Raw genomic sequence first — 26,365 nt, forward strand, 5'->3', positions numbered from 1 at the left:
GACTCGTCGTGCTGGGGGGCCCGCATCGCGGGTCAGTCAACACGGCGTCGTCCATCTGTGGTGAGCAGACGACGCCGGGGGGCGGATCATCCCGATGCTCGGGTCATCGGGATGACCGGAGAGGCGCGGGGGCGGACGGTGCAGGCACCGGCCCCCGCGCCTCTCAGCACCACCGCCCGCCCGTGCCGTCAGCCTCCGGACCGCTCAGGTGCGCGGGCGCGGGATCTCCAGCCACAGGTCGACCTCGTCGTCCAGGTCGTCGCTGCCCAGCAGGCTCGCGCTGCCGTCGCCCGCCACGCTGAGGCCGACGACGGTGATCGCCGTGTCGGACCCCTCGGGCACCGTGCGGGCGATGATCTTGTCCGCCCGCGTGTCCCGCACGGCTTCGGCCAGCCGGTCGAGCACCACGTCGCGCGTAGCGTCGTCGAGGTCGTCGATGCCGCCCTCGTCGAGGAGCGTGACCACCGTCCCGCGGCGCCGGGCGAGCATGACCTGCTCGCGGACCGCGTCGTTGAGGAGCGTGCGCCCGCGGATCTCGTCGCGGATCGCCCCCTCGAGGTAGAGGCACTCCTGCCGCTCCTCCGGGGAGAGGTCGCCGCCCGTCTCCACGATGCGTCGCAGCATCGGGACCGCCATCCGGCTCGTCTGGCGGAGCCGGAACTGGCGCTCGTAGAGGTGCGCCTCCTGGGCGGCCTGCCAGTCGGCGGCCTCCCGCTCGGCGCGGTGGAACTGGCGGGCGTCGCGCGCGGCCTTGGCGAGCGCGTGCGCGAGGACGTGCGAGACGGCGACCCACAGCGCGCTGCCCGTGACGCCGAAGTCGACGAGCCCGGCCGGTCCCGCCCACAGCACGGTCTGGACCGCGAGGATCACGACGCCCGCCCACGCGAAGCCCTGCCGCCGGCGTGCGGACGTGATCGTCATGAGGGTGCCCACGGCCGCGATGTGCCAGGTGGAGAACGGCGGGACGGACGCGGCCGAGAGCTGGCTCGTGACCAGGACCGGCACGACCGTGGCGACGGCCAGGTTGAACGCCGCCAGCCAGATCGGCATGACCGTGGGGCTCGTCGGCCACAGGCTCATCAGCGTGGCCGCGAGGTAGAGCGCGACGGCGAGGAGCGTCACGGCCGGATCCGCCGGGGCCGCGATCGCCACGAGCGCGAGCACCATGTGGTACGCCGAGAACAGGGCGGCGAGGCCGAGGACGATCGACCGCGGGACGACGATCACCGGTCGCCCCTCTCGCGGTCGGGACGCTCGGGCGCCGGCGCGTCGAGGTCCCCGGGCAGCGGGGGCGCTGCGGGTGCCGGGGCGTCCTCCGGGGCGGGCCAGCGGATCCGCACGGCCGTGCCCTCGCCCGGCGCGGAATCGATGGTGACGAGGCCGCCGGCCTGCGCCACGCGTTCCTTGATGGACACGCGGAGCCCGAGGCGCTCGGTGGGGATGCGCCGTTGGTCGAAGCCGGCGCCGTCGTCGACGACGTCGATGGCGACGCCCTCGTCGCCATGGCCGGAGATGACGAGCATGCGGGTGATGGCCTCGGCCGAGGTGCCGGCGTGCTGGAGGCTGTTCATCATCGCCTGGACCGCCGCGGAGTAGATGGCCTCTGCGGTGGCCACGGGCACCGTGCGCGTGCCGAGGTCGCGCGTCTCGAGCACGAACGGCGCGGAGAGCGCGGACGCGGCGTCGACGATGCGCTTCGCGACGGCGCGCAGGGGCACCGACGCGTCGTCGTCCGTGCCCTGCTCCGCCGCGGCGAGGTGCCCCATCGCGTTGGCGGCCATGGTGGCGGCGAGCGCGCGGGCGGCCGGATCCGCGGTGCGGGCCGCCGAGAGCAGCGTGGTGAGGACGCTGTCGTGCACGATCGCGTCGACCTGCACCCGCTCCACCTCCGTGGCGTGCTGCCGCACCGCGTGCGAGTAGCGCGTGAGCGCCGTGCCCTGTGCCCAGTCGACGCCGAGCGCCGCCTGGCGGAGCACCGTGACGATCATCAGGACGGATCCCCCGAGGATGATCGAGTAGAGCACCTGCAGGAAGGAGTCGAGCGGGGTGATCACGCCGTGGCGGACCACCACCTCGAGGGCGCCCAGCGTGAGCGGGACCGCGACCGTGTAGATCACGGCGATCCAGAGGCGGAAGGCCATGGCGGCGCACGTCGTCGCGACCGTGAGCTCCTGGTAGAGGAACGGCTGCGGCACGGTCGCGCGGGTCGCGGGCTCGATGGCGAACGGCCACGTGGCGAGCGCCAGGACGAAGACCAGCGCGACGGTCGCGTGCGCGGGCACGACGCCGCGGCGGATCACGCCGGCGACGCAAGTCCAGACGAGGCCGCCGAAGAACACGGCCAGGAAGCCGATGCTCCAGGCCGGGCGCATGGTGTCCAGCTGGGCGGTGACGACCTGCAGCGACTGCAGGGCGAAGAGGAGCCCGAAGGCGCCGGCGCCGCGGCCGAGGATCGTCTCGATGCGGGCGAGGCTGATGGGGTTGTCGGGGGTGCGCGGCGGCGCGCCGGCGAGGGCGCGCGTCACGGGAGCCGCGGAGGGCGGCGCGCTGGCCGTGGGCCTAGCGGGCATCGCCGCCGTCCTGGTCCAGTCCCGGGAGGATGCCGTCCTCCACGGCGCGGCGGAGCAGGTCGACCTTGGTGGGCGCGGGGCGGCCGACCTCGACGTACTTGACGCGGATCCGGTCGAGGTACTCGCGCGCCGTGCTGTTCGCGATGCCCAGCTGCTGCGCGACGAGCTTGAGCGGCAGGCCGGACGCGTAGAGGTGGAGCACGTCGCGCTCGCGCCGGCCGAGCTGGGCCTTCGCGAAGTCGCGGTCGGCGTCGATCGCGGTCGCCCACTCCAGGTTGTTGAGCACGTCGCCGCGGGCGACGGTGGCGACGGCCGCCATGACGGTCTGCGTGGCCGACGACTTGGGGATCACGCCGGCTGCTCCGGCGGCGAGCGCCTCGCGGACGCTCGCGACGCGGTCGGCGATGCTGTGGACGAGGACCGCGGCCCCCGTGCCCTGCGCGGCCTTGACGTTGTCGGTGACGGAGGACCCGTCCCCCAGCGACAGGTCGAGCACGACCACGTCGCACTCCCGGCCCACCAGGCCCTCGACGAGCTCGCGGGCGTTCGCGGCGGCCAGGATGAACTCGTACCCGGCGTCGAGGCACGCGGCCTTGAGGCCGAGGCGCACCGACTCGTGGTCGTCGACGACCGCGACCCGGACGTGCGGGCGGTCCTCGACCGCCTGGTCGGATCCCTGCGTGGTCTCGGTCATCCGGATCCCCCTCGTCGCGTGCCGCCGTCGATCACCGACGGTCCCCTCGCCCACTGTAACGCCCACCGGCCGCGCCCCCTCGGCGGCGGATGCCCCGGTCAGGAGGCGGCGGGCACCAGCACGGCCACGCTCTCGACGTGGTGGGTGTGCGGGAAGAGGTCGAACGACCGCACGGAGCGCAGCTCGTAGCCGCGCTCGGCGAACAGCGCCACGTCCCGGGCCAGCGCGACCGGGTCGCAGGCGACGTAGACGACCTGCGCCGGATGCAGCTCCGCCAGCGCGTCGACGACGGGCTTCTTCGCGCCCGCGCGCGGCGGGTCGAGGACGACGGTCGCGCCCTGGAGGCGGCGGCGCTCCGCGGGGCTCGCCTCGCGCGCCAGCTTCTGCAGGTAGCGGTCGACGCGCGACGTGAGGGAGGCGGCGCCGACCCACTCCGCGAGGTTGTCGCCCGCGAACTCGGTGGCGACCTCGTCGCTCTCCACGCTCGTGATGCGCGTGGTGTCGCCGAAGCGGTCGCCCACGGCGGCGGCCAGCAGCCCCACTCCCCCGTAGAGGTCGAGGTTCGCGGCGCGCGGGTCGAAGAGCGCCTCGTCGATGGAGGACTGCACGGCGTCGTAGAGCGTCTCGGCCGCACGCCGGTGCACCTGCCAGAAGCCGCCGGCCTCCAGCTTGAACTCGCGGTCGCGGACGCGCTCGGTGATGGTGTCGCGGCGCTGCGGCTTGCCGTCGATGAGGAGCATGCGGACGTGGCCGTCGGCGGGGGCGACGAGGTCGATCCCCTCGACGCCGGGGAAGCGCTGGCCGAAGGGCGCGGCGCCGTTGACTCCCGCGGTGGCGAGCGGCAGAGACCGAACGGGGATCACGCGGTGCGAGCGCGAGGCGTACGGGCCGACCACGCCGTCGTCGCCCACGTGCAGGCTGACGCGCGTGCGCCAGCCCAGCCCGTCGGACTCGTCGTCGCCGGGGAGCGCCTGCACCTGGACGTCGTGCTCGACGTGCGCCATGCGGGACAGCGAGTCGACGACGACCTGCCGCTTCAGCTCGCGCTGGTGGGCGAGGCGGATGTGGCCGAGCTCGGCGCCGCCCACGCGGTCCTCGGGGGCGCGGTCGACGGAGGCCTCGGCCCAGACGTGCGGCCGGCGGTGCGGCGACGCGTCGAGCACCTCGACCGTGTCGGCGCGCCAGAACGACTTCTTCGAGTCCTCGGTGATGCGCGCGCGCACCCGCTCGCCGGGGATCGCGTCCGACACGAAGATCACCCGGCCGTCGTGCCGGGCCACGGAGACACCCCCGTGCGCCATGTTGGTCACGTCCACCTCGACCTCGCGGCCCACCTGCTCACCCATGCGGCAACCCTGACACACGCGGAGGCGGCACGATCACACGAGCGACGACGGACGGCAACCCCGACACACGCGGAGGCGGCACGATCACACGAGCGACGACGGACGGCAACCCGGACACACGCGGGGGCGTCCCCGGGACGCGCGGGCGGCCGGCGGCGTGCCACCATGTCGGCGTGACCACGCGCCTCCACCTCGCCTCCACCTCCCCCGCCCGCCTGGCCCTGCTGCGCTCCGCCGGCATCGAGCCCGTCGTGCTGCCCTCCGACGTCGACGAGCCCGCCGCGGTCGCGGCCGCGGAGGCGCGGCAGGGGCCGCTCGGCCCCGAGGACATGGTGCAGCTGCTCGCCCGGGCCAAGGCCGAGGCGGTCGTCGGGCAGCTCGTCGCCGGCGCGCCGCTCACGGGCCTCGTGCTGGGCGGCGACTCGGCCTTCGAGATCGACGGCGTCGTGCACGGCAAGCCGCACACGGTCGAGCGCGCCACCGAGCGCTGGCGCGCGCAGCGCGGCCGGGAGGGGCGGCTGCACTCCGGGCACTGGCTGATCGAGGTGGCCGACGGCCGCATCGTCCGCGGCATCGGGCGCGCCGCCGTCGCCGACGTGCGCTTCCGGGCCGACATCACCGACGCCGAGATCGACGCCTACGTCGCGACGGGCGAGCCGCTCCTGGTCGCCGGGTCGTTCACCATCGACAGCCTGGGCGCGGCGTTCATCGAGCGGATCCAGGGCGACCCGAGCACGGTCGTCGGCCTGTCGCTCCCCACGCTCCGCTCGCTCGTCCGCGAGCTGGGCACCGAGTGGACGGACCTCTGGAACCGGCAGGGCGCCGTCGAGGCGCGGCTCGTCTGAGCGGCGCGGACGCCCGAGGGCGTCAGCCCATCCCGAGGACCTCGATGCGGTCCGCGAGGTAGGCCGCGAGCGGCCGGGTCTCGTGCGCGTTCGGCCCCCACTGCACGCGGAGCTCGCGGCCGCGCAGAGACAGGGGGCCGGATCCCGCGGCGAGCGATGCGGCGTCCAGCGCGATCGGCTCCCAATCGTAGTCGACCGCGTCCCCCTCCTCGAAGGCGCGGACGGCCTGGCGCCTGGCCTCCTTGCGTGCCTCCACGCCGGAGTCGAGGCCCTGGGAGCGCGTGGGCTCCACGGCGCGCGTGATGCTGCCGGTGCGGCGGAGGGATCCGTCGGCCGAGAGCAGCAGCACGCCGAGCCGCCAGGCGCGCCCCACCGGCACCATGGCCGGCTGGCGCTTGATCGGCCCGAACGAGCGCTTGGCGCGGATCTCGGCGAGCGCCTCGTCGGGCGCGCGGCGTCCCCGCAGCTCGTCGACCGTGGCCCGCAGGAGCTCCCGGAGGTCGGCCGCGGCGGCCTGCGCGTCGTCGTCGCCGGTGCCGGGTGCCGTCATGCGTCGATCATGCCAGGGACGCCCCGGGAGCGGCCGGTTGTGGGCGCGCGTACCCGGCGACTCCGCATGTTTGTGCGGACCCTCCGAAGCCGCGCGCAGCCCAGACCCTAGGCTGGGGTCTCATGACGCGTGTGAACAAGGTCCTCATCGCCAACCGGGGCGAGATCGCCGTCCGCATCATCCGGGCGGCGAGGGATGCGGGGATCGGGTCGGTCGCCGTCTACGCCGACCAGGACCGCGACGCGCTGCACGTCACGCTCGCCGACGAGGCCTACGCCCTCGACGGGCAGACGAGCGCGGAGACGTACCTCGTCATCGCCAAGCTCCTCTCCATCGCCCGCCGGTCCGGCGCCGACGCCGTGCATCCGGGCTACGGCTTCCTCGCCGAGAACGCCGACTTCGCCCAGCAGGTCATCGACGCGGGCCTCGTCTGGATCGGCCCGTCCCCGAGCGCCATCCAGCAGCTCGGCGACAAGACCACGGCCCGCCACGTGGCCGAGCGCGTGGGCGCGCCGCTCGCCCCCGGCACGCTCAACCCCGTCTCCGGCGCCGACGAGGTGCTCGAGTTCGTCGACGTGCACGGCCTGCCCGTCGCCATCAAGGCGGCGTTCGGCGGCGGCGGCCGCGGCCTCAAGGTCGCCCGCACCCGCGAGGAGGTGCCGGAGCTGTTCGAGTCCGCCACCCGCGAGGCCGTCGCGGCGTTCGGGCGCGGGGAGTGCTTCGTCGAGAAGTACCTCGACCGCCCGCGCCACGTCGAGACCCAGTGCCTGGCCGACTCCGCCGGCAACGTCGTCGTGATCTCCACCCGCGACTGCTCGCTGCAGCGCCGCCACCAGAAGCTCGTGGAGGAGGCGCCCGCGCCGTTCCTCACCGACGAGCAGAACGCCCAGCTCTACGCGGCGTCGAAGGCGATCCTCCGCGAGGTCGGCTACGTCGGCGCCGGCACGTGCGAGTTCCTCGTCGCGCAGGACGGCACCATCTCCTTCCTCGAGGTCAACACGCGCCTCCAGGTCGAGCACCCGGTCTCCGAGGAGGTCACGGGCATCGACCTCGTGCGCGAGCAGTTCCGCATCGCCGCGGGCGGCCTCATCGACTACGACGACCCGGCGCCGCGCGGCCACTCCTTCGAGTTCCGGATCAACGGCGAGGACCCGGGCCGCGGCTTCTTCCCGGCGCCCGGCCCCGTGCACGTGTTCCAGGCGCCCGGCGGCCCCGGCGTCCGCGTCGACTCCGGCGTCCGCGCGGGCGACGTCGTCTCCGGCGCGTTCGACTCGCTGCTCGCGAAGCTCATCGTCACGGGATCCAGCCGCGAGGACGCGCTCGAGCGCTCGCGCCGCGCCCTCGACGAGTTCGAGGTGCAGGGCCTGCCCACCGTGCTCCCCTTCCACCGCGCGATCGTGCGCGACGCGGCCTTCGCCCCGGCGGACGGCGCGCCCTTCTCGGTCTACACGCGCTGGATCGAGACCGAGTTCGACAACGCCATCGAGCCGTGGTCCGGCGCCTTGGAGGATGCCGCCGAGGCGCCCGCTCGGCACACGGTCGTGGTCGAGGTCGGCGGCAAGCGCATCGAGGTGAGCCTCCCCGAGGACCTCGCGCCCGCCGCGGGCGCGTCCTCGACCCGCCGCGCCGCCGCGGCCCCGGCGAGGCGCAAGCAGGCCGGATCCGTCGACACCTCGGGCGGCGGATCCGTCACGTCGCCCATGCAGGCCACCGTCGTCAAGCTCGCGGTGGAGGAGGGCCAGCAGGTCGTCAAGGGCGACCTCCTCGTCGTCCTCGAGGCGATGAAGATGGAGCAGCCGCTCACGGCGCACACCGCGGGCACCGTCTCCGGGATCTCCGCCGAGGTCGGCCAGACCGTCCCGTCGGGGCACCGCCTGCTCGACATCGTCTGATCCGCACGCCGCACGCGACGACGGCCGGTCCCCGCGGGGGCCGGCCGTCGTCGCGTGCGGGGCGGGTGCGTCAGAGCACGATGTGCATGGCGCGCGCCGCGTCGGAGATGCTGCCCGACAGCGAGGGGTAGACCGTGAACGCGCGCGCGACGTCGTCCACCGTGAGCCGGTGCTCGACCGCGAGGGCGAGCGGGAAGATCAGCTCGCTGGCCTTGGGCGCGACGATGACGCCGCCGATGACCGTGCCGGAGCCCGTGCGCGCGAACAGCTTCACGAAGCCGTCCTTGACGTTCTGCATCTTCGCACGGGGGTTGGACGCGAGCGGCAGCTTGTAGATGTCGCCCTGCGCGAGCCCCTCCTCGATCTGCTTCTGCGACCAGCCGACCGTCGCGATCTCCGGCTGGGTGAAGATGTTGGAGGTCACGTTGCGGAGCTCGGTGGGGCTCACCGCGTCGCCCATCGCGTGGTAGACCGCGGTGCGACCCTGCATGGACGCGACCGAGGCGAGCGGCAGGAAGGTGGTGCAGTCGCCCGCTGCGTACACGCTGGGCACCGAGGTGCGCGCGACGCGGTTGACGCGGATGTGGCCGGAGTCGCTGAGCTGCACGCCCGCCTCCTCGAGGCCGATCCCGGCGGTGTTCGGCACGGATCCGACCGCCATGAGGCAGTGGCTGCCCTCCACGACGCGGCCGTCGCTCAGCGTCGCGACCACGCCGTCGCCCTTGCGGACGACCGACTCGGCGCGGGACTTCGACAGCACGGTCATGCCGTTGCGCGTGAAGACGTCCTCGATGACCCGGGCCGCGTCGGCGTCCTCGCCCGGGAGCACCTGGTCGCGGGAGGAGATGAGCGTGACCTTCGCGCCGAGCGCCGTGTAGGCGGACGCGAACTCGGCGCCCGTGACGCCGGATCCGACGACGATGAGGTGCTCGGGCACGGAGTCCATCGTGTAGAGCTGCGTCCAGGTGAGGATGCGCTCCCCGTCGGGCTTCGCGGTCTCGAGGATGCGCGGGCTCGCGCCCGTGGAGACGACCGTGGTGTCCGCGTCGATCTCGTCGAAGTCGGTGCCGCCGCCGCCGCGGCCGGTGGAGACGATGATGCGGTTCGGCCCGTCGAGCCGGCCCTCGCCCTGGACGATGCGGACGCCCGCGCGGATGAGGCTCGACTTCATGTCCTCCGACTGCTGGCGCGCGAGCCGGAGCAGGCGGTCGTTGACGGCCTGGAGGTTGACGGCGACCTCGGGGCGCACGGGTCGGCGGCTCTGCTCGCCGCGGGAGAAGAACTGGACGCCGAGGTCGGCGGCCTCGCCCAGCGCGTTCGTGGCCTCGGCGGTGGCGATGAGGGTCTTCGAGGGGACGACGTCGGTCATCACGGCCGAGCCGCCGACGCCCACGCGCTCCACCAGCGTCACCTCCGCGCCGAGCTGCGCTCCGGCGATGGCGGCCTCGTAGCCGCCGGGGCCCCCTCCGAGGACGGCGATCCGTTGGTTGGCCTCGAACTCGTATCCCATGCGCACATCATCCCGCAGGCCCGCGGCCCGCGCGAACCCGCCCGTCGTGGCGGCCGGGGCCGCCCGCGCCCGCGCATTTAGGATCGGGGGATGACCAACAGCAACCCCCTCGAGTCGCCCGACGCGGACCCCCAGGAGATCGCGCGGCAGGCGGCCCGGCAGATCGCCGAGCTCACGGGCGTCGAGCGCCATGACATCGCCCTCACGCTCGGCAGCGGATGGGGGCGCGCGGCGGATCTCATCGGCGAGACCACCGCGACCATCCCGGCCACCGAGGTCGTCGGCTTCTCGAAGCCCGCGCTGGAGGGCCACGTCGGCTCGCTCCGCAGCGTCCTGCTGCCGTCCGGCCGCCGCGCCCTCGTCATCGGCGCGCGCACCCACTACTACGAGGGCCACGGCGTCCGCCGGGTCGTGCACAGCGTGCGCACCGCCGCCGCGACCGGCGCCACCACGATGATCCTCACCAACGGCGCGGGCGGCATCAAGGAGCACTGGACCCCCGGCACGCCCGTCCTCATCAGCGACCACATCAACCTCACCGCCGACTCCCCGCTCGAGGGCGCGACCTTCATCGACCTCACGGACCTCTACTCCGCGCGACTCCGAGCGATCGCCCACGAGGTCGAGCCCGACCTCGACGAGGGCGTCTACTGCCAGTTCCGCGGCCCGCACTACGAGACGCCCGCCGAGGTGCGGATGGCGAAGGCCATCGGCGGCCACATCGTCGGCATGTCCACCGCGCTCGAGGCCATCGCCGCGCGCGAGGCCGGCATGGAGGTGCTCGGCATGTCCCTCATCACGAACCTCGCCGCCGGGATCCAGGAGACGCCGCTCAGTCACGAGGAGGTCATCGAGGCCGGCCGCGCCGCCGAGGTCCGCATCGGCGGCATGCTCGCGCGCATCGTGGGCGCCCTGTGAGCCGGGAGGAGACCGCCGCGCTGGTCGGCGCCGCGCGCGCCTGGCAGGCGCAGGACCCGGATCCGATCACGCGCGCCGAGGTCGACGAGCTGCTCGCCCGGGTCGAGGGCACCGCGCCCGGGGCCTCCGCGGTCGAGCGGGAGCAGGCCGCCGCGGAGATCCGCGACCGCTTCCAGACGCGCCTCCAGTTCGGCACCGCCGGGCTCCGCGGCGAGCTGGGCGCCGGGCCCAACCGCATGAACCGCGTGCTCGTCTCGCAGGCGGCCGCCGGCTTCGCCGACTACCTCCGCAGCCGCAGCCCCCGCCCGAGCATCGTCGTCGGGTACGACGGGCGCCACAACTCGCGGGTCTTCGCCGAGGACACCGCGCGCATCATGGCGGGCGCCGGTGTCCGCACCGTGCTGCTCCCCCGGGCGCTCCCGACGCCCGTCCTCGCGTACGCGGTGAAGCACCTCGCCGTGAGCGCGGGCGTCATGGTCACGGCGTCGCACAACCCAGCGCGCGACAACGGCTACAAGGTCTACCTCGGCGACGAGGACCACGGGGCGCAGATCGTCAGCCCGGCCGACCGCGACATCGCCGCCTTCATCCACAAGGCCGCGGGCGAGCGCACCGTGCAGCAGCTGCCGATGGCGGACGACTACGAGATCGCGCCCGAGACCCTGATCGACTCCTACGTCGCGGAGACCGCCGACCTCTTCGCCGCCCCGCTCGCCCCGCTGACGTGGGTCTACACGCCGTTGCACGGCGTCGGGTGGGAGACCGCGGCGCGCGTGTTCCAGGCGGTCGGCGTGGACGCGCCCGTCGTCGTCGCGGCCCAGGCGGACCCCGACCCCGACTTCCCCACGGTCGACTTCCCGAACCCCGAGGAGCCGGGCGCGCTCGACCTCGCGTTCGAGGCGGCCGTGCGGTCCGACGCCGAGCTCATCATCGCCAACGACCCCGACGCCGACCGGCTCGCGGTCGCCATCGCGGACGAGCACGGCGCCTGGCGGCGCCTCTCCGGCAACGAGGTGGGCATGCTGCTCGGCCTCGGCATCGCCGAGCGCTACGCGGCCGACGGCAACACCGGCACGTTCGCCTCGTCGCTCGTCTCCTCCCCCGCGCTCGAGGTCGTCGCCCGGGAGCTGGGCTTCGGCTACCGCGAGACGCTCACGGGCTTCAAGTGGATCAGCCGCGTGCCCGACCTGATCTACGGCTACGAGGAGGCGCTCGGCTACCTGGTCGCGCCCTGGATCACGAGCGACAAGGACGGCATCTCCGCGGCCGTCGCCGTTCTGCACGGCGTGATGCTGCTGAAGTCGCGCGGGCAGACCATCGACGACTACGACCGCGAGTTCGCCGAGCGGTTCGGCTCCTTCGCGAGCGACCAGATCTCGGTGCGCGTCACCGACCTCGCGGTCATCCCGCGCATCATGGCGAAGCTCCGGCAGTCGCCGCCGACCTCGATCGGGTCCCGGCGCGTCGAACGCATGGACGACCTCGCCGAGGGGACGGCCGACCTGCCGCCGAGCGACGTGCTCCGGTTCCACCTGGGCGACGGCGCGCGGCTCATCGTGCGGCCGAGCGGCACGGAGCCGAAGATCAAGGTCTACCTCGACGCCCAGAGCACGGAGGGCACCGTGGCCGAGCGCCGCGACGCCGCGCGCGCCATCGTCGCGGATCTCGCGCAGGCCGTGCCGCTGCTGCTCGAGGTCTAGCCGCCCGGAGAGCCGCGGGCCGTCACCGGCCCGCGGCTCTTCTCGCACGCCTGCTGGTAGTGGCGCTATCAGTGCGCTAGCCTCGCGGCATGCGCATCACCGAGCTGGCCGAGGCCACGGGCGTGGCCCCCGCCACGGTCAAGTACTACGTCCGCGAGGGCCTGCTCCCCGCGGGCACGCGCGTGAGCGACAACCGCACCGACTACGACGAGGAGCACGCGCGCCGCGTCCGGCTGGTCCGCGCCCTCATCGACGTCGGACGGCTGCCGGTCGCGCGCGCCCGCGAGGTGCTGGCGACGCTCGACGACGACGCCCGCCACGTGCAGGACGTCTTCGCGGTGGCGCAGGACGCGCTGACCCCGGGGCCGGTGCCCGCGGATCCCCCGCCCGCCGACGCCCTGGCCCGCGTCGACGCCGTCACCGCCGACGCCGGCTGGTGCGTGCTCGAGGGGCACGCCGGTCGGGCGCAGGCGGCTCGCGCCGTCGACGCGTTCGCGCGCTCGGGCCACCCGATGGAGGACGGCTACCTCGCGCGCTACGCGGAGGCGGCCGCGATCCAGGCCGACGCCGACCTCGCCGCGGTGCGCGGGCGGCCCGACCGCACGGCCATGGCCGAGCTCATGGTGGTCGGCACCGTGCTGGGCGACCAGCTGGCGGCGGGGCTCCGCCGCATCGCCCAGGCCACGGTGTCCTCGCCCGCGTGGGCGTCGACGGGCGGCGCATCGTGATCCGGCGCGCGTACGGCTGGCACCGGCCGCTGATGGCGGTGGCCGCGCTCATGGCCGTCGTCGCGGCGGCGTGCCTCGTGGGCGGCCTGGTCGACCACCGCGTCGTGACGGGCGCGCCGGTCTGGGGCAAGCCCGCCAAGTTCTCGCTGTCGATCCTCGTCTACGCCGTCTCCTGGGCCTGGCTCATCGCGCACCTCCCCCGCTTCCGGCGGCCGGCGCACGTCCTCGGCACGGTGGTCGCGGTCGCGCTCGTCGTGGAGCAGGCGGTCATCGTGGGCGCCGCGGCGGCCGGGACGACGAGCCACTTCAACGTCTCCAGCCCGCTCGCGACGACGCTGTGGGCCGTGATGGCCGCGTCGATCACCGTGCTCTACCTCTGCACGTTCGTCACGAGCCTCGCCGTGCTGCGGCTCCGGCTGCCCGACCCGGCGCTCACGCTCGGGATCCGCGCGGGCGCCCTGATCGCGCTCGTCGGCATCGGGCTCGCCTACCTCATGACGTCGCCGACCGCGGCGCAGCTCGCCGACTTCCACGGCGTGGCCGGCGCGCACACGGTGGGCGCGGGCGACGGCGGTCCCGGCATCCCCGTGCTCGGCTGGAGCACGACGGCGGGCGACCTGCGGATCCCGCACTTCGTCGGCATGCACGCGCTGCAGCTGCTGCCGATCGCGGCCCTCCTCCTCGGCGCGGCCGGCCGCCGGATCCCCGCGCTCGCGCCCGACCGGGTGCGCGTGCGGCTGACGGCGATCGCGGCGGTCGCGTACCTGGCGGTCATCGCGATCGTCACGGTGCAGGCGCTCCGCGGCGAGCCGGTCACGGCGCCCTCCCCCGGGATCGCGACGGCGACCGCCGCGCTGGCCGTAGCGGCCCTCGCGGCGGCCGTCGCGGTGGTGCTGCGCGGGGGCCCGCGACTTCCGACCACCGGACACGAGGGGCACTCGGACGGAGCGCGGGACCGGGAGGCGAGCGCGCCGGGCGCTCAGCCGAGCGCGGCGTCGAGCTTGGCGGAGATCTCCTCGAGGTCGAAGTAGTTCTCGATCACGACGACGTCGGCGTACGTGGGCCCGATGCGGTCCACGAGCTCGGGCGACGTGAGGATCACCTGCGCGTCCTCGCCGAGGGAGGCGACGCTCGCGAGGTCGGCCGCGGTGACATCCGCCTCGATGCCGAGGCGCGCGAGCGCGCGCTCTGCGTTGACCTTGAGGATGCCGGACGTGCCGATCCCCACGCCGCAGATCGCGACGACCTTCATGCGCTCTCCTCGCCGGCCATGATGCGCCGGACCTCGTCGACGGTGGTGGCGGCGCGCAGCCGCGGGATGGCGGTGGCGTCGTTGAAGATGTTGGCCATGTCGGCGACCGAGGACACGTGCCGGTCGACCGTGGTGACCGCGAGGCCGACGATCACGTCCACGGGGTCGTTGTGCGCGTGCCCGAACGCCACCGGCTCCGTGAGCGTGACGACCGCGAGGCCGTCGGCGAGCGTCTCGGGGCCCGGCCGGGCGTGCGCGAGCGCGAGCCCCGGGGCGATGACGACGTAGGCGCCGAACTCCTCGACCACGCGGATCATGGCGTCCGCGTAGTCCGGGGTGGCCGCGCCCGAGCGGACGAGCGCGTCACCCGCCAGGCGCACGGCGGCGCGCCAGTCGGCGGCCTCGGCGCCGAGGGTGACGGCGTCGTCCGGGAGCGGTGGGAGCACGGGGTGCGACCTCTCTGTCGAAGCGGGCGGGCTGACGGGCGAGCGGGCGGGAGGCCGTGGGGCCCCGCGCTACAGGCGGGCGAACCCCTCGGAGATGATGTCGGCGAGCGCCTCGCGCTCCTCGAGCGGCAGGAAGGCCGCGGCGGCCGCGTTCAGCTGGAAGGCCTCGTGGTCGTCGAGGTCGTACGCGAACGCGTCCGTGAGGAGGGCCAGCTCCCGGCTGATGCTCGTGCCGCTCATGAGGCGGTTGTCGGTGTTCACCGTGACGGCGAAGCCGAGCTGGTAGAGCAGGTCGAAGGGGTGGTCCGTCATCGCGTCGCCCCACGCCTCGATGGCGCCGGTCTGCAGGTTCGACGACGGGCTGAGCTCCAGCGGGATGCCGCGGTCCTTGACCCACTGCGCGAGCGTGCCGAGGGTGACGAAGACGTCCTCGCCCTCCTCGCTGTCGATCTCGATGTCCTCGGCGATGCGCACGCCGTGGCCCAGGCGGAGGGCCCGGCCGTCGAGGAGCGCGCCGCGGATGGACTCCAGGCCGTCGGCCTCGCCCGCGTGGACCGTGCGGGGCATCCACTCGCGCGCCAGGAGGTCGAACGCGCCCTGCATGCGGGACGGCGGGAAGCCGGCCTCGGGGCCGGCGATGTCGAAGCCGACGACGCCGCGGTCGCGGTGGCGGATGGCGAGCTCGGCGATCTCGGTGCCGCGGTCCAGGTGGCGCATGGCGCTGACGAGCTGGCCGACGCGGATGGATCCGCCCGCCTCCTCGACGCCGCGCACGGCCTCCTCGATGCCGGACTGCACGGCCTCGACCGTCTGGTCGAGCGACAGGCCGTTCCCGAGGTGCTGCTCGGGCGCCCAGCGGATCTCGCCGTAGACGACGCCGTCCTCGGCGAGGTCCTCGACGAACTCGCGGGCGACGCGCGCCAGGTGCTCCTCGGTCTGCATGACGGCGATGGTGACGTCGAAGGTCTTCAGGTACTCGACGAGGGATCCGGAGTCGGCGCTGGTGCGGAACCACTCGCCGAGGGCCTCGGCGCCCCGGGCGGGCAGCTCGAGGCCGATCTCGTCGGCGATCTCGACGATGGTGCCGGGGCGGAGGCCGCCGTCGAGGTGGTCGTGGAGGGAGACCTTCGGGAGGTCGCGGTAGGAGCCTCCGCCGGGCAGCGTGGAGTCCTCGGGAGCGAGTGTCATGGGACGAATCTACTAGCCTCGACGCGGCCCACGCGGAGGTCGTCGGCGCACGAACGATCGGTGCGCGAGACATCCGAGGGCCGCGACCGAGCCGGAGGACCCATGCCCACCAAGATCCTGATCGACTGCGACCCGGGGCACGACGACGCCCTCGCCCTGATGCTCGCGCACGGCAGCCCCGAGGTGGAGATCGTCGGCATCACCACCGTGGCGGGCAACCAGACGCTCGAGAAGGTGACGCGCAACGCGCTCGCGGTGGCGACCGTCGCGGGGATCCACGGCGTGCCCGTCGCCGCGGGCTGCGCGCGCCCGCTCGTGCGGCCCGTGATGACGGCGCCCGAGATCCACGGCGAGAGCGGGCTCGACGGACCCGAGCTGCCCGAGCCGACCGTCGCGCTCGACCCGCGGCACGCGGTGGACCTCATCATCGAGACGGTCATGGCGCACGCGCCCGGCGAGATCACGCTGGTGCCGCTCGGCGCGCTCACCAACATCGCCCTCGCCGTGCGCCGGGAGCCCCGCATCGTCGAGCGCGTGAAGGAGGTCGTGCTGATGGGCGGCGGCTACCACGCGGGCAACAGCACGGCGGTCGCGGAGTTCAACGTCGCGGTCGACCCCGAGGCCGCGCACATCGTGTTCGGCGAGGCGTGGCCGGTGACGATGGTGGGCCTCGACCTCACGTACCAGGCGACCGCGACCCCGGAGGTCATGGCGCGCATCGCCGCCCTCGGCACGCCGGCCGCGCGCTTCGTCGTCGACTCGATGGAGTCGTACGGCCGGGCGTACCACGACCGCCAGGACTTCCCGAGCCCGCCCGTGCACGACCCGTGCGCCGTCGCGCGCGTCATCGACCCGCGCCTCGTCTCGGTGCGGCGCGCGCCGATCTCGGTGGAGCTGACGGGCACGCACACGACGGGAATGACGGTGGCGGACCTCCGCCGCCCCGCGCCCGACGGCTGCACGACGCAGGTCGCCGTCGAGCTCGACCACGCCGGGTTCTGGGACGTCGTGGTCGACGCGCTCGAGCGCATCGGCTGAGGCGGGATGCGGTCCGCCCGGCCCGGCCGTCGTCGCGGGACGACGGCCGGGCGGCGGATCAGCCCTCGGCGGTGATGCGCTCCCGGACGAGCGGGCCGCGCGCGACGTGCTCCTCCGGGTCGCCGACGCGGTACGCGCCCTCGAGCGACTCCAGCGCGCGGTCGAACCGCTCGGGCTCGTCGGTGGAGAGCGTGAACAGCGGGTCGCCGCGGCGGACGCGGTCCCCCGGCTTCGCGTGCAGGTCGACGCCCGCGGCGTGCTGCACCGCGTCGCCCTGGCGCGCGCGGCCGGCGCCCAGGCGCCAGGCGGCGATGCCGAACGGGAGGGCGTCCTGCTGCACGAGCACGCCGTCGCGCTCCGCGGTCACCACGTGGGTCTCGCGCGCGACGGGCATCGCGGCGTCCGGATCCCCGCCCTGCGCGCGCACGGTGGCGCGCCATGCGTCCATGGCCCGGCCGTCGCGGAGGGCGACGTCGACGTCGGCGTCGGGGATCCCGACCGCGGCGAGCATCTCCCGCGCGAGCGCCAGCGTGAGCTCCACGACGTCGGCGGGTCCGCCGCCCGCGAGCACCTCGACCGACTCCCGCACCTCGTTGGCGTTGCCGATGGCGAGGCCGAGCGGCACGTCCATGTCGGTGAGGAGCGCGGTCGTCCGCACCCCCGCGTCGGTGCCGAGCTCGACCATGGTGCGCGCGAGCTCGCGCGACCGGTCGATGTCCGTCATGAAGGCGCCGGATCCGAACTTCACGTCGAGGACGAGCGCGCCCGTGCCCTCGGCGATCTTCTTGCTCATGATGCTCGAGGCGATGAGCGGGATCGCCTCGACCGTGCCCGTGGCGTCGCGCAGCGCGTAGAGGCGCTTGTCGGCGGGGGCGAGGCCGCTGCCGGCCGCGCAGATCACGCCGCCGTGGTCCTGCATCTGCCGCACCATCTCCTCCGTGGAGAGGTCGGCGCGCCAGCCGGGGATCGACTCGAGCTTGTCCAGCGTGCCGCCCGTGTGGCCGAGGCCGCGGCCGGAGAGCTGCGGCACCGCCACACCGTAGGAGGCGACCAGCGGCATGAGCGGGAGGGTGATCTTGTCGCCCACGCCGCCCGTGGAGTGCTTGTCGACCGTGGGCTTGCCGAGCTGCGAGAAGTCGAGCGTCTCGCCGCTCGCGATCATCGCGAGCGTGAGGTCGCGGATCTCGGTGCGGTCCATGCCGCGCAGGAGGATCGCCATCGCGAGCGCGGCCATCTGCTCGTCCGCGACGTAGCGGTCGGTGTACGCCGCCACGAGCCAGTCGATCTCGGCGGTCGAGAGCCGGCCGCCGTCGCGCTTGGTCCGGATGAGGTCGACGACGTCGAACGCGGCGCTCACGAGCGGTCCCCGTACGCGTTCAGCGTGCTGGGCCCGAAGGCGTCGGGCAGGACCTCGTCGATCGTGCGGATCCCCGACACGGTCTCCAGCAGCATGCCCGGCACCGCGTGCTCGAACAGCAGCTGCCGGCAGCGCCCGCACGGCATGAGGATGTTGCCGTCGCCGTCCACGCACGTGAACGCCACGAGCTGGCCGCCGCCCGTGAGGTGCAGCACGGAGACGAGCGCGCATTCGGCGCAGAGGGTCAGGCCGTAGGAGGCGTTCTCCACGTTGCAGCCGGTGATGACGCGGCCGTCGGTCGCGATGGCCGCGACGCCCACGGGGAAGCGGGAGTACGGGACGTACGCGCGGCCCATGGCCTCGTGCGCCGCCTCGCGGAGGGATCCCCAGTCGATGCCGCCCGACCCGCCGGGCTCCACGGCGCTCACGACTTCACGTAGGGCTTGCCGGCGGCGGCCGGGCCGCGCACCTGCCCCACCAGTCCGGCGACCGCGGCGATGGTCACGACGTACGGCAGCATCAGCATGAACTCGCTCGGCACGGGCGACCCGATGACGCCGAGGACGTTCTGCAGGTTGCTCGCGAAGCCGAACAGGAGGGCCGCGAGCGTGGCGCGCAGCGGATCCCACCGGCCGAAGATGACCGCGGCCAGCGCGATGAACCCGGCGCCCGCCGTCATCTCCTTGTTGAACGCGCCGACGGACCCGAGCGTGAAGAACGCGCCGCCGAGGCCCGCGATCGCGCCCGCGAGGGACACGTTCCAGAACCGGGTCGCGGAGACCTTGATGCCCACGGTGTCGGCCGCCTGCGGGTGCTCGCCCACCGCGCGGAGGCGGAGGCCCCAGCGGGTGTGGAAGAGGCAGTACCAGACGAGGAACACGGCCACGTACATGAGGTAGACGATGATCGTCTGCCGGAACAGCACGGGGCCGATGATCGGGATCTGGCCGAGGATCGGGATGTCGATGCGGTCGAAGCGCGGCGGGGAGTTGAGCGTGCCCGGGTCGGCCGACAGCACCTGCGAGAACAGGAAGCTCGTGAGGCCCGTGACCAGCACGTTGAGGACGACGCCGACGATGACCTGGTCGACCAGGTACTTGATGGCGAACGCCGCGAGCACGAACGACACCAGCATGCCGGCGACCATCGCGGACGCGAGGCCGATGAGCGGCTGGCCCGTGATGGAAGCCACCACGGCGGACACGAACGCGCCCGCCAGCAGCTGGCCCTCGATCGCGACGTTGACGACGCCCACGCGCTCCGAGAGCACGCCGCCCAGCGCGCCGAAGATGAGCGGCACGGACAGGGCGACCGTGCCCACGAGGAGGCCGGGCACGGGGATGGTCTGGCCCGCGGATGCCCAGGTGAGGAACGCCACGAGGAACAGGATCGCGAACACGGCGGTGAACCACAGCGGCACCTTCGCCGAGCGGCGCACCAGGAGGGCGGACACCACGGTGAGCGCGGCGAGCACCACGGTGACGGCGACCCCGGTGGCGGCCGTCGGCAGCACGACCGGCGCGAGCTGGATGAGGTCCGTGCCGGTGGAGAGGCCGAACGTGCTCGATCCCTCGCGGCTGAACAGCACGAACAGGATGAGCGAGACGACGGCGAAGATCCCGAAGGCGACGGGCGCCTTCCAGCTCGTCGCGACGGCGCGCTCGAGGGCGACGGCCGCGGGGTCGTGCGGCGCCGGGGACGGCGCGGCGGTGGGCGTGGTCGCGGTCATGAGCTGAGCGCCGCCTTCCGGATCCGGGTGGTGCGACGCGCCCGGCCCGGCGCGGGGAGGCGGAAGACCGCCCGCACGAGCGGGGGTGCCGCGATGAACAGGACGATGAGCGACTGGACGACCACGACGATGTCGATGGGCACGCCCTCGGCTGCCTGCATCGAGAAGCCGCCGGCCTTGAACGCGCCGAAGAGGATCCCCGCGACGAAGACGCCCCACGGCCGGCTGCGGCCGAGCAGCGCCACCGTGATGGCGTCGAAGCCGATGCCCGCGTCGATCCCCGAGCTGAAGCCCGTGGTGACCGTGCCGAGCACCTGGCTCGCCCCCGCGAGGCCCGCGAGCCCGCCGGAGATGAGCATGGCGTAGAGGTAGGAGTTCTTCACGTCGATGCCGGCGACCCGCGCCGCGCTCGGGTTCTCGCCCACCGCGCGGAAGCGGAAGCCGAGGCCCGAGCGGTTGAGGAGGTACCAGACGATCACCGTCGCGACGACGACCACGAGGAATCCCGCGTGCAGCGAGTACCCGTCACCGAGGAGCGCCGGGAAGATCGCGTCGTCGGCCATCGCCGGCGTCTTCGGGTTGTTCGAGCCGGGCGCCTGCAGCAGGCCGGGGGTCCGCAGCAGGTAGGAGAGGAGGTAGAACGCGACGTAGTTGAGCATGATCGTGACGATCACCTCGTGCGCGCCCGTGCGCGCCTTGAGGAGGCCGACGATCCCGCCCCACACCGCGCCGCCCACGATGCCCGCGGCGACGGCGAGCACCAGGTGGATCACGGGCGGCAGGTCGAAGCCGAAGCCGACCCATCCCGCGCACGCCGCGGCGATGAGCATCTGGCCGCGGGCGCCGATGTTGAACAGGCCCACGCGGAACGCGAGCGCGACGCCGAGGCCCGCCGCGATGAGCGGGGTCGCGAAGGTCAGCGTCTCGGTGAGCGGCTTGATGCCGTTCGCGAAGCCCGGGCGGCGGAAGTTGTAGATCGAGCCCTGGAAGAGCGCGGAGTACGCGCCCGACGCGGCGTCCCACCCGGCGCGGAGCGTGTCGAGCGGGCGGCTGAAGAAGTACCCGGCCGCCTCCTGCGTCGCCTCGTCGGTGACCGCGATGAGCAGCGCGCCCACGATCAGGGACAGCACGACCGCGAGCACCGACAGCAGCGCGCTGCCCGACGCGATCTCGCGGAGCACCTGGCCGGCGCGGGATCCCCCGTCGCCGTCGGCGGTCGCCACGGAGGGGACGCCCGCGGGCGCCTCGGAGCGCGTGGGGTCGCCCACGGATCCGGCCTCGCGGCCGGACGCGGGCAGCTGCCCCGCGGACGGGTCCTCGGGCCCCTGGCCCTCGGGACGAGTGGTGTCGTCGGTCATGCGGTGCGCCCTCCGGCGGTCGTGGTGGTGGGGACGGAAGCGGGGACCTCGCCGGCCATCATCAGGCCGAGCACGTCCCGCGGGGTGTCGCCCGGGACGATGCCGACGATGCCGCCGCGGTACATCACGGCGATGCGGTCGGCGAGCGCCGCGACCTCGTCGAGCTCGGTGGAGACGACGATGACGGGCAGGCCGCGGTCGCGCGTCTCGACGACGCGCGTGTGCACGAACTCGATGGAGCCGACGTCGAGGCCGCGCGTGGGCTGCGCCGCGACGAACAGGCGGAGGTCGCGGCTGAGCTCGCGCGCGAGCACGACCTTCTGCGCGTTGCCGCCGGAAAGGCGGCCGACGTGCGTGTCGATGCCCTGCGTGCGGATGTCGAACTCGCGCACGCGGTCGCGCGCGAACTCGTCGAGGTAGCCGAGCTTGAGGGATCCGGCGACGACGAACGGCGGGCTGTCGGAGCGGTCGAGCATGAGGTTCTCGGCGATGGTGAACTCGGCGACGAGCCCGTCCTCGTTGCGGTCCTCGGGCACGAAGCCGACGCCCGCGTCGAGCACGCGGCGGACGGAGCGGCCGGTGAGGCGCGTGCCGTCGAGGTCGATGGTGCCGGACACGCGCGGCTGGAGCCCGAGGATCGCCTCGGTGAGCTCGGTCTGGCCGTTGCCCTGCACGCCCGCGATGGCGAGGATCTCCCCCGCGTGCACCTCGAAGCTCACGCCGTCGACCACGACCTGGCCCGCGGCGTCGATCACCGTGAGGTCGCGCACCACGAGCGCGGCGTCGCCGGGCGTGGCCGGCTCCTTCGCGACGGTGAGCGAGACGCTCCGTCCGACCATGAGGGACGCGAGCTCGGCGTTGCTGGCGGTGGGCTCGGCCTCGCCGACGACCTTGCCGAGCCGGATCACGGTGATGCGGTCCGCGACCTCGCGCACCTCGCGCAGCTTGTGGGTGATGAAGACGATGCCCGTGCCGGCGTCCCGGAGCTGCTTCATGATGACCATGAGCTCGTCGGTCTCCTGCGGCGTGAGCACGGCCGTCGGCTCGTCGAACACGAGCACCTCGGCGTCGCGCGACAGGGCCTTGATGATCTCGACGCGCTGCTGGACGCCGACGGGCAGGTCGGCGACGAGCGCGTCCGGGTCGACGTCGAAGCCGAAGCGGGCGGAGATCTCGCGCACCTTCGCGCGGGCGCCTGCCAGGTCGAGCCGGCCGCCGAGCTTCGTCTCCTCGTGCCCGAGCATGACGTTCTCCGCGACGGTGAAGACGGGGATGAGCATGAAGTGCTGGTGCACCATGCCGATGCCGGCCGCCATGGCGTCGCCGGGTCCGGCGAAGCGCGCGACCCGGTCGTCGAGGAGGATCTCGCCCTCCTCCGCCTGGTACAGGCCGTAGAGGACGTTCATCAGCGTCGACTTGCCGGCGCCGTTCTCGCCCAGGAGGCAGTGGATCTCCCCCGGCTGGACCACGAGGTCGATGTGGTCGTTGGCGACGAGGGCGCCGAAGCGCTTGGTGATGCCCCGCAGTTCGAGCTTCATCGGATCAATCCGTTCGGTGGGTCGGGTGGACACGCGGCGGGGGGACCGGCGCCTGCCGATCCCCCCGCGGTGCGTTCGATGCTACTTCGTCAGCGACGACGGCGACTCGACCGCGATCGAGCCGTCGATGATGCCGGCCTTGATCGTCTCGAGCTCGCCCGCGAGGTCCGAGGGGACCTCCGACTCGTAGTCGTGGAACGGGGCGATGTCCACGCCGCCGTTCTCGAGCGTGCCCACGTAGGGCGTCGCGTCGAACTGGTCGTCCGCCGCCGTCTTCACGACGTCCTCGACGCCCGCGTCGATGCCCTTGAGCACAGAGGTGAGGAAGAGGTCCTTGAGGTCGGGCGCGGTCTCGTACGCGTCGGAGTCGACGCCCACCATGACGACCTTCTTGTCGCTGGAGTCGCGGATGGCCTCGCCGGCGCTGAGGAAGATCGGGCCGCCGACGGGCATGATGACGTCCGCGCCCTGGTCGATGAGGGTCTGCGCGGCGGTCTTGGCCGTCTGGTTGGCGACGAACTCGCCCGTGAACGACCCGCTCTGGCTCGCGACGTCCCAGCCGATGGCCTTGACGTCCTTGCCCTTCTGCTCGTTGTAGTAGTTCACGCCGTCCACGAAGCCGTCCATGAAGATCGTGACGGTCGGGATCTGCAGGCCGCCGAAGGTGCCGACGGTGCCGGTCTTCGAGTAGGCCGCGGCGGAGTAGCCCGCGAGGAACGCGGCCTCGCTGGTGTTGAAGGTGATGGGCTTGACGTTCGGGGCGTCGATCGAGGCGTCGTCGATGATCGCGTACTCGATGTCGGTGTTGGCGGCCGCCGCCTCCTTGGTGGCGTCCGCCAGCAGGAAGCCGACGGTGACGATGAGTCCGCAGCCCTGGTCGGCGAGGTTGGTGAGGTTCGGCGCGAAGTCGGTCTCCGCGGCGGACTCGACGGGCTTGGCCGCCGGGAGGCCGAGGTCGTCGACGGCCTTGGTGAGGCCCTCGTAGCCGAGCTGGTTGAACGACTTGTCGTCGAAGCCGCCGGAGTCGGAGACCATGCAGGTGAGCAGGTCGCTCTTCGCGGCGCCGCCGGCGCCTCCCGCGGTCGACTCGGGGGCGGCGCCGCAGCCCGCGAGGATCGCGGTGATGCCGACGGCGGCGAGACCGCCCAGGGCGGCCTTTCGGGTGGTGATGGTCACTGTGGCCTCCAGATGCAGCCCGGGTCCCCCGGGCGATGTGCGTTCATGTTACCCATGCGCGGGAATGCCTCCCGTGCCCGGATCGGGCCTCCGGGCGCAATCGTTGCCGATCCGCGACGACCCCGAAACACCGCGGCAACACGGGCCCTGCTAGGGCGTCGAGACCGACTTCACCTGCACCTCGCCGGAGACGATCCGGGCCTTCAGCGCGTCGAGCTCGGACTGCAGCTCGGGCGACACCGAGGCGGCGAGGTCGTGGTACTCCGCGAGGCCCACGCCGCCGTTCGCGAGCGTGCCCACGTAGGGCTCCGACGAGAAGGACCCCTTCTGGTCGTCGGCCACGATGTCGACCACGGCCTGGCCGGTGTCCTTGAGCACGCTCGTGAGCAGGAGCGGGCGGTACTCGGCCGGGAGCGTGTCGTAGCCGTCGTTGTCGACCCAGATGAGCTTGCCGCTGCCGTGCGCGAGGATCGCGGACGCCGCGCCCTCCCCCACCTGCCCGGCCACGGGCATGATCACGTCGGCGCCCTGGTCGAGCAGGTTCTGCGTGGTGGTCTGGCCCTTCGACACGTCCTCGAAGTCGCCGGTGAAGGCGCCGTCCTGCGCCGCGGCGTCCCAGCCGAGCGCGACGACGCTCGTGCCGTGCGCCTGGTTGTACGCGGCCACGCCGTCGACGAAGCCGTCCATGAAGAGGGTGACGGGCGGCTGGTTGCCGCCGCCGAAGGTGCCGACCTTGCCCGTCTGGCTCACGCCCGCCGCGAGGTAGCCCGCGAGGTAGGAGGCCTGCGCCGTGTCGAAGACGAGCGGCTTGACGTTGGGGGCGTCGACGACCTCGTCGACGATGGAGAAGTGCACGTCGGGGTTCTCCGCGGCGGCCGCCGACGTCGCGTCCGCCAGCTCGTAGCCGACGGTGAGGATGAAGCCGCAGCCCGTGCCGACCGCCTGCTCGACGTTCGGCGCGAGGTCGGTCTCCGACGTGGAGACGAGGACGTCGGCCTGGATCCCCAGCTCCTGCTCCGCGCGCTGCAGCCCCTCCCAGCTCGACTGGTTGAAGGAGCGGTCCTGCAGGCCGCCGGAGTTGGTGACCATGCGGGCGCAGTAGTCGCTCGCGGCAGCCGTCGAGGCGCCGGGCTCGGGGGCCGCTCCGCACCCGGCGAGGGCCGCGGCGGAGAGGAGGGCGATGGGCAGGATGGCGGCGCGGACGACGCGGCGGGTGCGGGGCATCCCCGGAATCTAACCGGGGCGCTCCCGGCCCCCTCCGGCCGCGGAGAGCCCGCGGGGGGTTCGTTACCCCTTCGTTACAGGACGTCCGTCCCGCCGCTGAGCTTGAGCGCGTCCACGACGCTCTTGACGCGCTGCGCGTTCTCCTTCGTCGTCACGAGCAGGGCGTCGGGCGTATCCACCACGACGATGTCGCGCACGCCGATGAGGCTGATCACGCGCTTGCTGTTGGCCACCACGATGCCGCTCGACGCGTCCGACAGCACGCGCGCGTCCTCGCCGAGGATCACGAGGTCGGACTTGCGACCGCTCGAGTGCATCTTGGCGACGGAGGCGAAGTCGCCCACGTCGTCCCAGGTGAAGCTGCCGGGGATCACGGCGAGCGCACCGCGGGCGGCGGCCGGCTCGGCGACGGCGTAGTCGATGGCGATCTTCTTGAGGTTGGGCCACACCCGGTCGACGACGAGGCCGCGGTCGGCGGTGTCCCACGCCTCGGCGAGCTCGAGCACGCCCTTCAGCAGCTCGGGCTCGGTGCGGCCGAGCTCCTCGAGCAGGCGGTCGGCACGCGCGATGAACATGCCCGCGTTCCAGAGGTGGGTGCCGCCCTTGAGGTAGCCCCGGGCGACGCCGATGCTCGGCTTCTCCACGAACGACGCCACCTCGAGGGCGTGCGGGGCGTCCGGGATGCTGAGCGCCTTGCCGGTGTGGATGTAGCCGAAGCCGGTCGCGGGCTCCGTGGGCGTGATGCCGATCGTGGTGATGTAGCCGGCGTCGGCCGCGATGACGGCCTCGCGCACGGTGTCGCGGAAGCGGTCGGGATCGGCGATGACGTGGTCGGCCGCGAAGGAGCCGATGATGACGCCCGGCTCGCGGCGCTCGAGGATGGCCGCGGCGAGCGCGATGGCGGCGGTGCTGTCGCGCCCCTCGCTCTCGAGGACCACGTTCGGGTCGGTGAGCTCGGGCAGCTGCGCCTCGACGGCGGCGCGGTGGGCGCGGCCGGTGACGACCATAATGCGGTCCTCGCCGGAGAGGGGCGCGAGGCGCTCCCACGTGTCCCGGAGGAGCGTGCGGCCGGACCCGGTCAGGTCGTGCAGGAACTTCGGCGCGTCGGCACGCGAGAGGGGCCAGAGCCTCGAGCCCACTCCCCCCGCGGGGATCACGCTGTAGAAACGGGAGATCGCGCTCGTCTGCTCGGCCATGCGTCCACCCTATCGGCAGCCTGGGAGGCGTCCGGATGCGCCGAGTTCACGCGTCCGCAACGGGCCGTTCACGGCGCCGCGGCGACGCCGTCGGCGCCCGTGCCTAGCGT

24 protein-coding genes are annotated in these 26,365 nt (G+C 73.5%); 7 read left to right on the plus strand and 17 right to left on the minus strand.

What is annotated here, in order from left to right; genetic code table 11:
- Positions 1-204: 204 nt before the first annotated feature.
- From FGI33_RS08355 to FGI33_RS08370, 4 genes are all read right to left on the minus strand, one after another.
- Positions 205-1,227, minus strand: a complete 1,023-nt coding sequence (locus tag FGI33_RS08355) for a hypothetical protein (protein WP_119434090.1) — start codon at positions 1,225-1,227, stop codon at positions 205-207.
- A complete protein-coding gene (locus FGI33_RS08360; RefSeq protein ID WP_119434091.1) occupies positions 1,224-2,570 on the minus strand; it encodes a sensor histidine kinase in 1,347 nt (448 codons plus the stop codon). The genes FGI33_RS08355 and FGI33_RS08360 overlap by 4 nt, the downstream gene beginning before the upstream one ends.
- Complete coding sequence (locus FGI33_RS08365; RefSeq protein WP_119401421.1) at positions 2,560-3,264, minus strand: response regulator transcription factor; 705 nt, start codon at positions 3,262-3,264, stop codon at positions 2,560-2,562. The genes FGI33_RS08360 and FGI33_RS08365 overlap by 11 nt, the downstream gene beginning before the upstream one ends.
- A gap of 98 nt (positions 3,265-3,362) precedes the next feature.
- On the minus strand, positions 3,363-4,610 hold the full coding sequence (locus tag FGI33_RS08370) for a class I SAM-dependent RNA methyltransferase (protein WP_119434092.1): 1,248 nt from the start codon (positions 4,608-4,610) through the stop codon (positions 3,363-3,365).
- Positions 4,611-4,783: 173 nt separating this feature from the next.
- On the opposite strand from FGI33_RS08370, the gene FGI33_RS08375 reads away from it, so the two are divergent.
- Positions 4,784-5,455 carry a Maf family protein gene (locus FGI33_RS08375; RefSeq protein WP_119434093.1) on the plus strand — a complete coding sequence of 224 codons (672 nt, stop codon included), beginning with the start codon at positions 4,784-4,786 and terminating at the stop codon, positions 5,453-5,455.
- A 22-nt stretch (positions 5,456-5,477) separates the two neighbouring features.
- Here the strand turns inward: FGI33_RS08375 and FGI33_RS08380 are convergent, their stop codons facing one another.
- Positions 5,478-6,005 carry a hypothetical protein gene (locus tag FGI33_RS08380; protein ID WP_119434094.1) on the minus strand — a complete coding sequence of 176 codons (528 nt, stop codon included), beginning with the start codon at positions 6,003-6,005 and terminating at the stop codon, positions 5,478-5,480.
- Between the two features lie 122 nt (positions 6,006-6,127).
- Between FGI33_RS08380 and FGI33_RS08385 the strand changes: the two genes are divergently transcribed.
- Positions 6,128-7,897 (plus strand): acetyl/propionyl/methylcrotonyl-CoA carboxylase subunit alpha, encoded by a 1,770-nt coding sequence (locus FGI33_RS08385; RefSeq protein ID WP_119434095.1) that lies wholly within the window; start codon positions 6,128-6,130, stop codon positions 7,895-7,897.
- Positions 7,898-7,967: 70 nt separating this feature from the next.
- On the opposite strand, the gene FGI33_RS08390 is transcribed toward FGI33_RS08385, so the two are convergent.
- Positions 7,968-9,407, minus strand: coding sequence for an NAD(P)H-quinone dehydrogenase (locus FGI33_RS08390; protein WP_119434096.1), 1,440 nt, complete (start codon positions 9,405-9,407; stop codon positions 7,968-7,970).
- A gap of 90 nt (positions 9,408-9,497) precedes the next feature.
- Between FGI33_RS08390 and FGI33_RS08395 the strand changes: the two genes are divergently transcribed.
- The 4 genes from FGI33_RS08395 (at position 9,498) to FGI33_RS08410 (ending at position 13,784) form a co-directional block, all read left to right on the plus strand.
- On the plus strand, positions 9,498-10,325 hold the full coding sequence (locus FGI33_RS08395) for a purine-nucleoside phosphorylase (protein ID WP_119434097.1): 828 nt from the start codon (positions 9,498-9,500) through the stop codon (positions 10,323-10,325).
- Positions 10,322-12,025, plus strand: a complete 1,704-nt coding sequence (locus tag FGI33_RS08400; protein ID WP_119434098.1) for a phospho-sugar mutase — start codon at positions 10,322-10,324, stop codon at positions 12,023-12,025. Before FGI33_RS08395 ends, FGI33_RS08400 begins: the two co-directional genes overlap by 4 nt.
- Before the next feature lie 89 nt (positions 12,026-12,114).
- The gene (locus FGI33_RS08405) at positions 12,115-12,753 is read left to right on the plus strand and encodes a MerR family transcriptional regulator (protein WP_237581640.1); all 639 of its coding nucleotides are present in this window, start codon (positions 12,115-12,117) and stop codon (positions 12,751-12,753) included.
- Positions 12,750-13,784: a hypothetical protein gene (locus FGI33_RS08410; protein ID WP_237581642.1), complete on the plus strand. Its 1,035-nt coding sequence runs from the start codon at positions 12,750-12,752 to the stop codon at positions 13,782-13,784. Before FGI33_RS08405 ends, FGI33_RS08410 begins: the two co-directional genes overlap by 4 nt.
- Here FGI33_RS08410 and FGI33_RS08415 read toward each other — a convergent pair.
- From FGI33_RS08415 to FGI33_RS08425, 3 genes are all read right to left on the minus strand, one after another.
- A complete protein-coding gene (locus tag FGI33_RS08415; RefSeq protein ID WP_015489688.1) occupies positions 13,733-14,005 on the minus strand; it encodes a PTS sugar transporter subunit IIB in 273 nt (90 codons plus the stop codon). The two genes, FGI33_RS08410 and FGI33_RS08415, sit on opposite strands and share 52 nt — an antisense overlap.
- Complete coding sequence (locus FGI33_RS08420; protein ID WP_119435343.1) at positions 14,002-14,451, minus strand: PTS sugar transporter subunit IIA; 450 nt, start codon at positions 14,449-14,451, stop codon at positions 14,002-14,004. Before FGI33_RS08420 ends, FGI33_RS08415 begins: the two co-directional genes overlap by 4 nt.
- A gap of 69 nt (positions 14,452-14,520) precedes the next feature.
- Positions 14,521-15,639: an adenosine deaminase gene (locus FGI33_RS08425; RefSeq protein WP_119435342.1), complete on the minus strand. Its 1,119-nt coding sequence runs from the start codon at positions 15,637-15,639 to the stop codon at positions 14,521-14,523.
- Positions 15,640-15,741: 102 nt separating this feature from the next.
- On the opposite strand from FGI33_RS08425, the gene uriH reads away from it, so the two are divergent.
- Positions 15,742-16,677 carry a uridine-preferring nucleoside hydrolase UriH gene (gene uriH, locus FGI33_RS08430; RefSeq protein ID WP_119435341.1) on the plus strand — a complete coding sequence of 312 codons (936 nt, stop codon included), beginning with the start codon at positions 15,742-15,744 and terminating at the stop codon, positions 16,675-16,677.
- Positions 16,678-16,735: 58 nt separating this feature from the next.
- On the opposite strand, the gene FGI33_RS08435 is transcribed toward uriH, so the two are convergent.
- The 8 genes from FGI33_RS08435 to FGI33_RS08470 all read right to left on the minus strand — a co-directional run bounded on the left by FGI33_RS08435 (position 16,736) and on the right by FGI33_RS08470 (position 26,255).
- The gene (locus FGI33_RS08435; RefSeq protein ID WP_237581643.1) at positions 16,736-18,034 is read right to left on the minus strand and encodes a thymidine phosphorylase; all 1,299 of its coding nucleotides are present in this window, start codon (positions 18,032-18,034) and stop codon (positions 16,736-16,738) included.
- Positions 18,031-18,462: a cytidine deaminase gene (locus FGI33_RS08440; RefSeq protein WP_079532266.1), complete on the minus strand. Its 432-nt coding sequence runs from the start codon at positions 18,460-18,462 to the stop codon at positions 18,031-18,033. Before FGI33_RS08440 ends, FGI33_RS08435 begins: the two co-directional genes overlap by 4 nt.
- A complete protein-coding gene (locus FGI33_RS08445; protein WP_119434307.1) occupies positions 18,459-19,763 on the minus strand; it encodes an ABC transporter permease in 1,305 nt (434 codons plus the stop codon). Before FGI33_RS08445 ends, FGI33_RS08440 begins: the two co-directional genes overlap by 4 nt.
- The gene (locus FGI33_RS08450; RefSeq protein ID WP_182623282.1) at positions 19,760-21,121 is read right to left on the minus strand and encodes an ABC transporter permease; all 1,362 of its coding nucleotides are present in this window, start codon (positions 21,119-21,121) and stop codon (positions 19,760-19,762) included. Before FGI33_RS08450 ends, FGI33_RS08445 begins: the two co-directional genes overlap by 4 nt.
- Positions 21,118-22,659: an ABC transporter ATP-binding protein gene (locus tag FGI33_RS08455; RefSeq protein WP_119434306.1), complete on the minus strand. Its 1,542-nt coding sequence runs from the start codon at positions 22,657-22,659 to the stop codon at positions 21,118-21,120. Before FGI33_RS08455 ends, FGI33_RS08450 begins: the two co-directional genes overlap by 4 nt.
- 81 nt (positions 22,660-22,740) lie before the next feature.
- Positions 22,741-23,835, minus strand: a complete 1,095-nt coding sequence (locus FGI33_RS08460) for a BMP family lipoprotein (protein ID WP_119434305.1) — start codon at positions 23,833-23,835, stop codon at positions 22,741-22,743.
- Positions 23,836-23,985: 150 nt separating this feature from the next.
- Positions 23,986-25,059, minus strand: a complete 1,074-nt coding sequence (locus tag FGI33_RS08465; protein ID WP_119401838.1) for a BMP family lipoprotein — start codon at positions 25,057-25,059, stop codon at positions 23,986-23,988.
- Between the two features lie 74 nt (positions 25,060-25,133).
- The gene (locus FGI33_RS08470) at positions 25,134-26,255 is read right to left on the minus strand and encodes a mannose-1-phosphate guanylyltransferase (RefSeq protein ID WP_119401837.1); all 1,122 of its coding nucleotides are present in this window, start codon (positions 26,253-26,255) and stop codon (positions 25,134-25,136) included.
- Between the last annotated feature and the right edge of the window lie 110 nt (positions 26,256-26,365).

The sequence above is a fragment of the Clavibacter phaseoli genome (genome assembly GCF_021922925.1).
In the GTDB taxonomy this organism is placed as follows: Bacteria; Actinomycetota; Actinomycetes; order Actinomycetales; family Microbacteriaceae; genus Clavibacter; species Clavibacter phaseoli.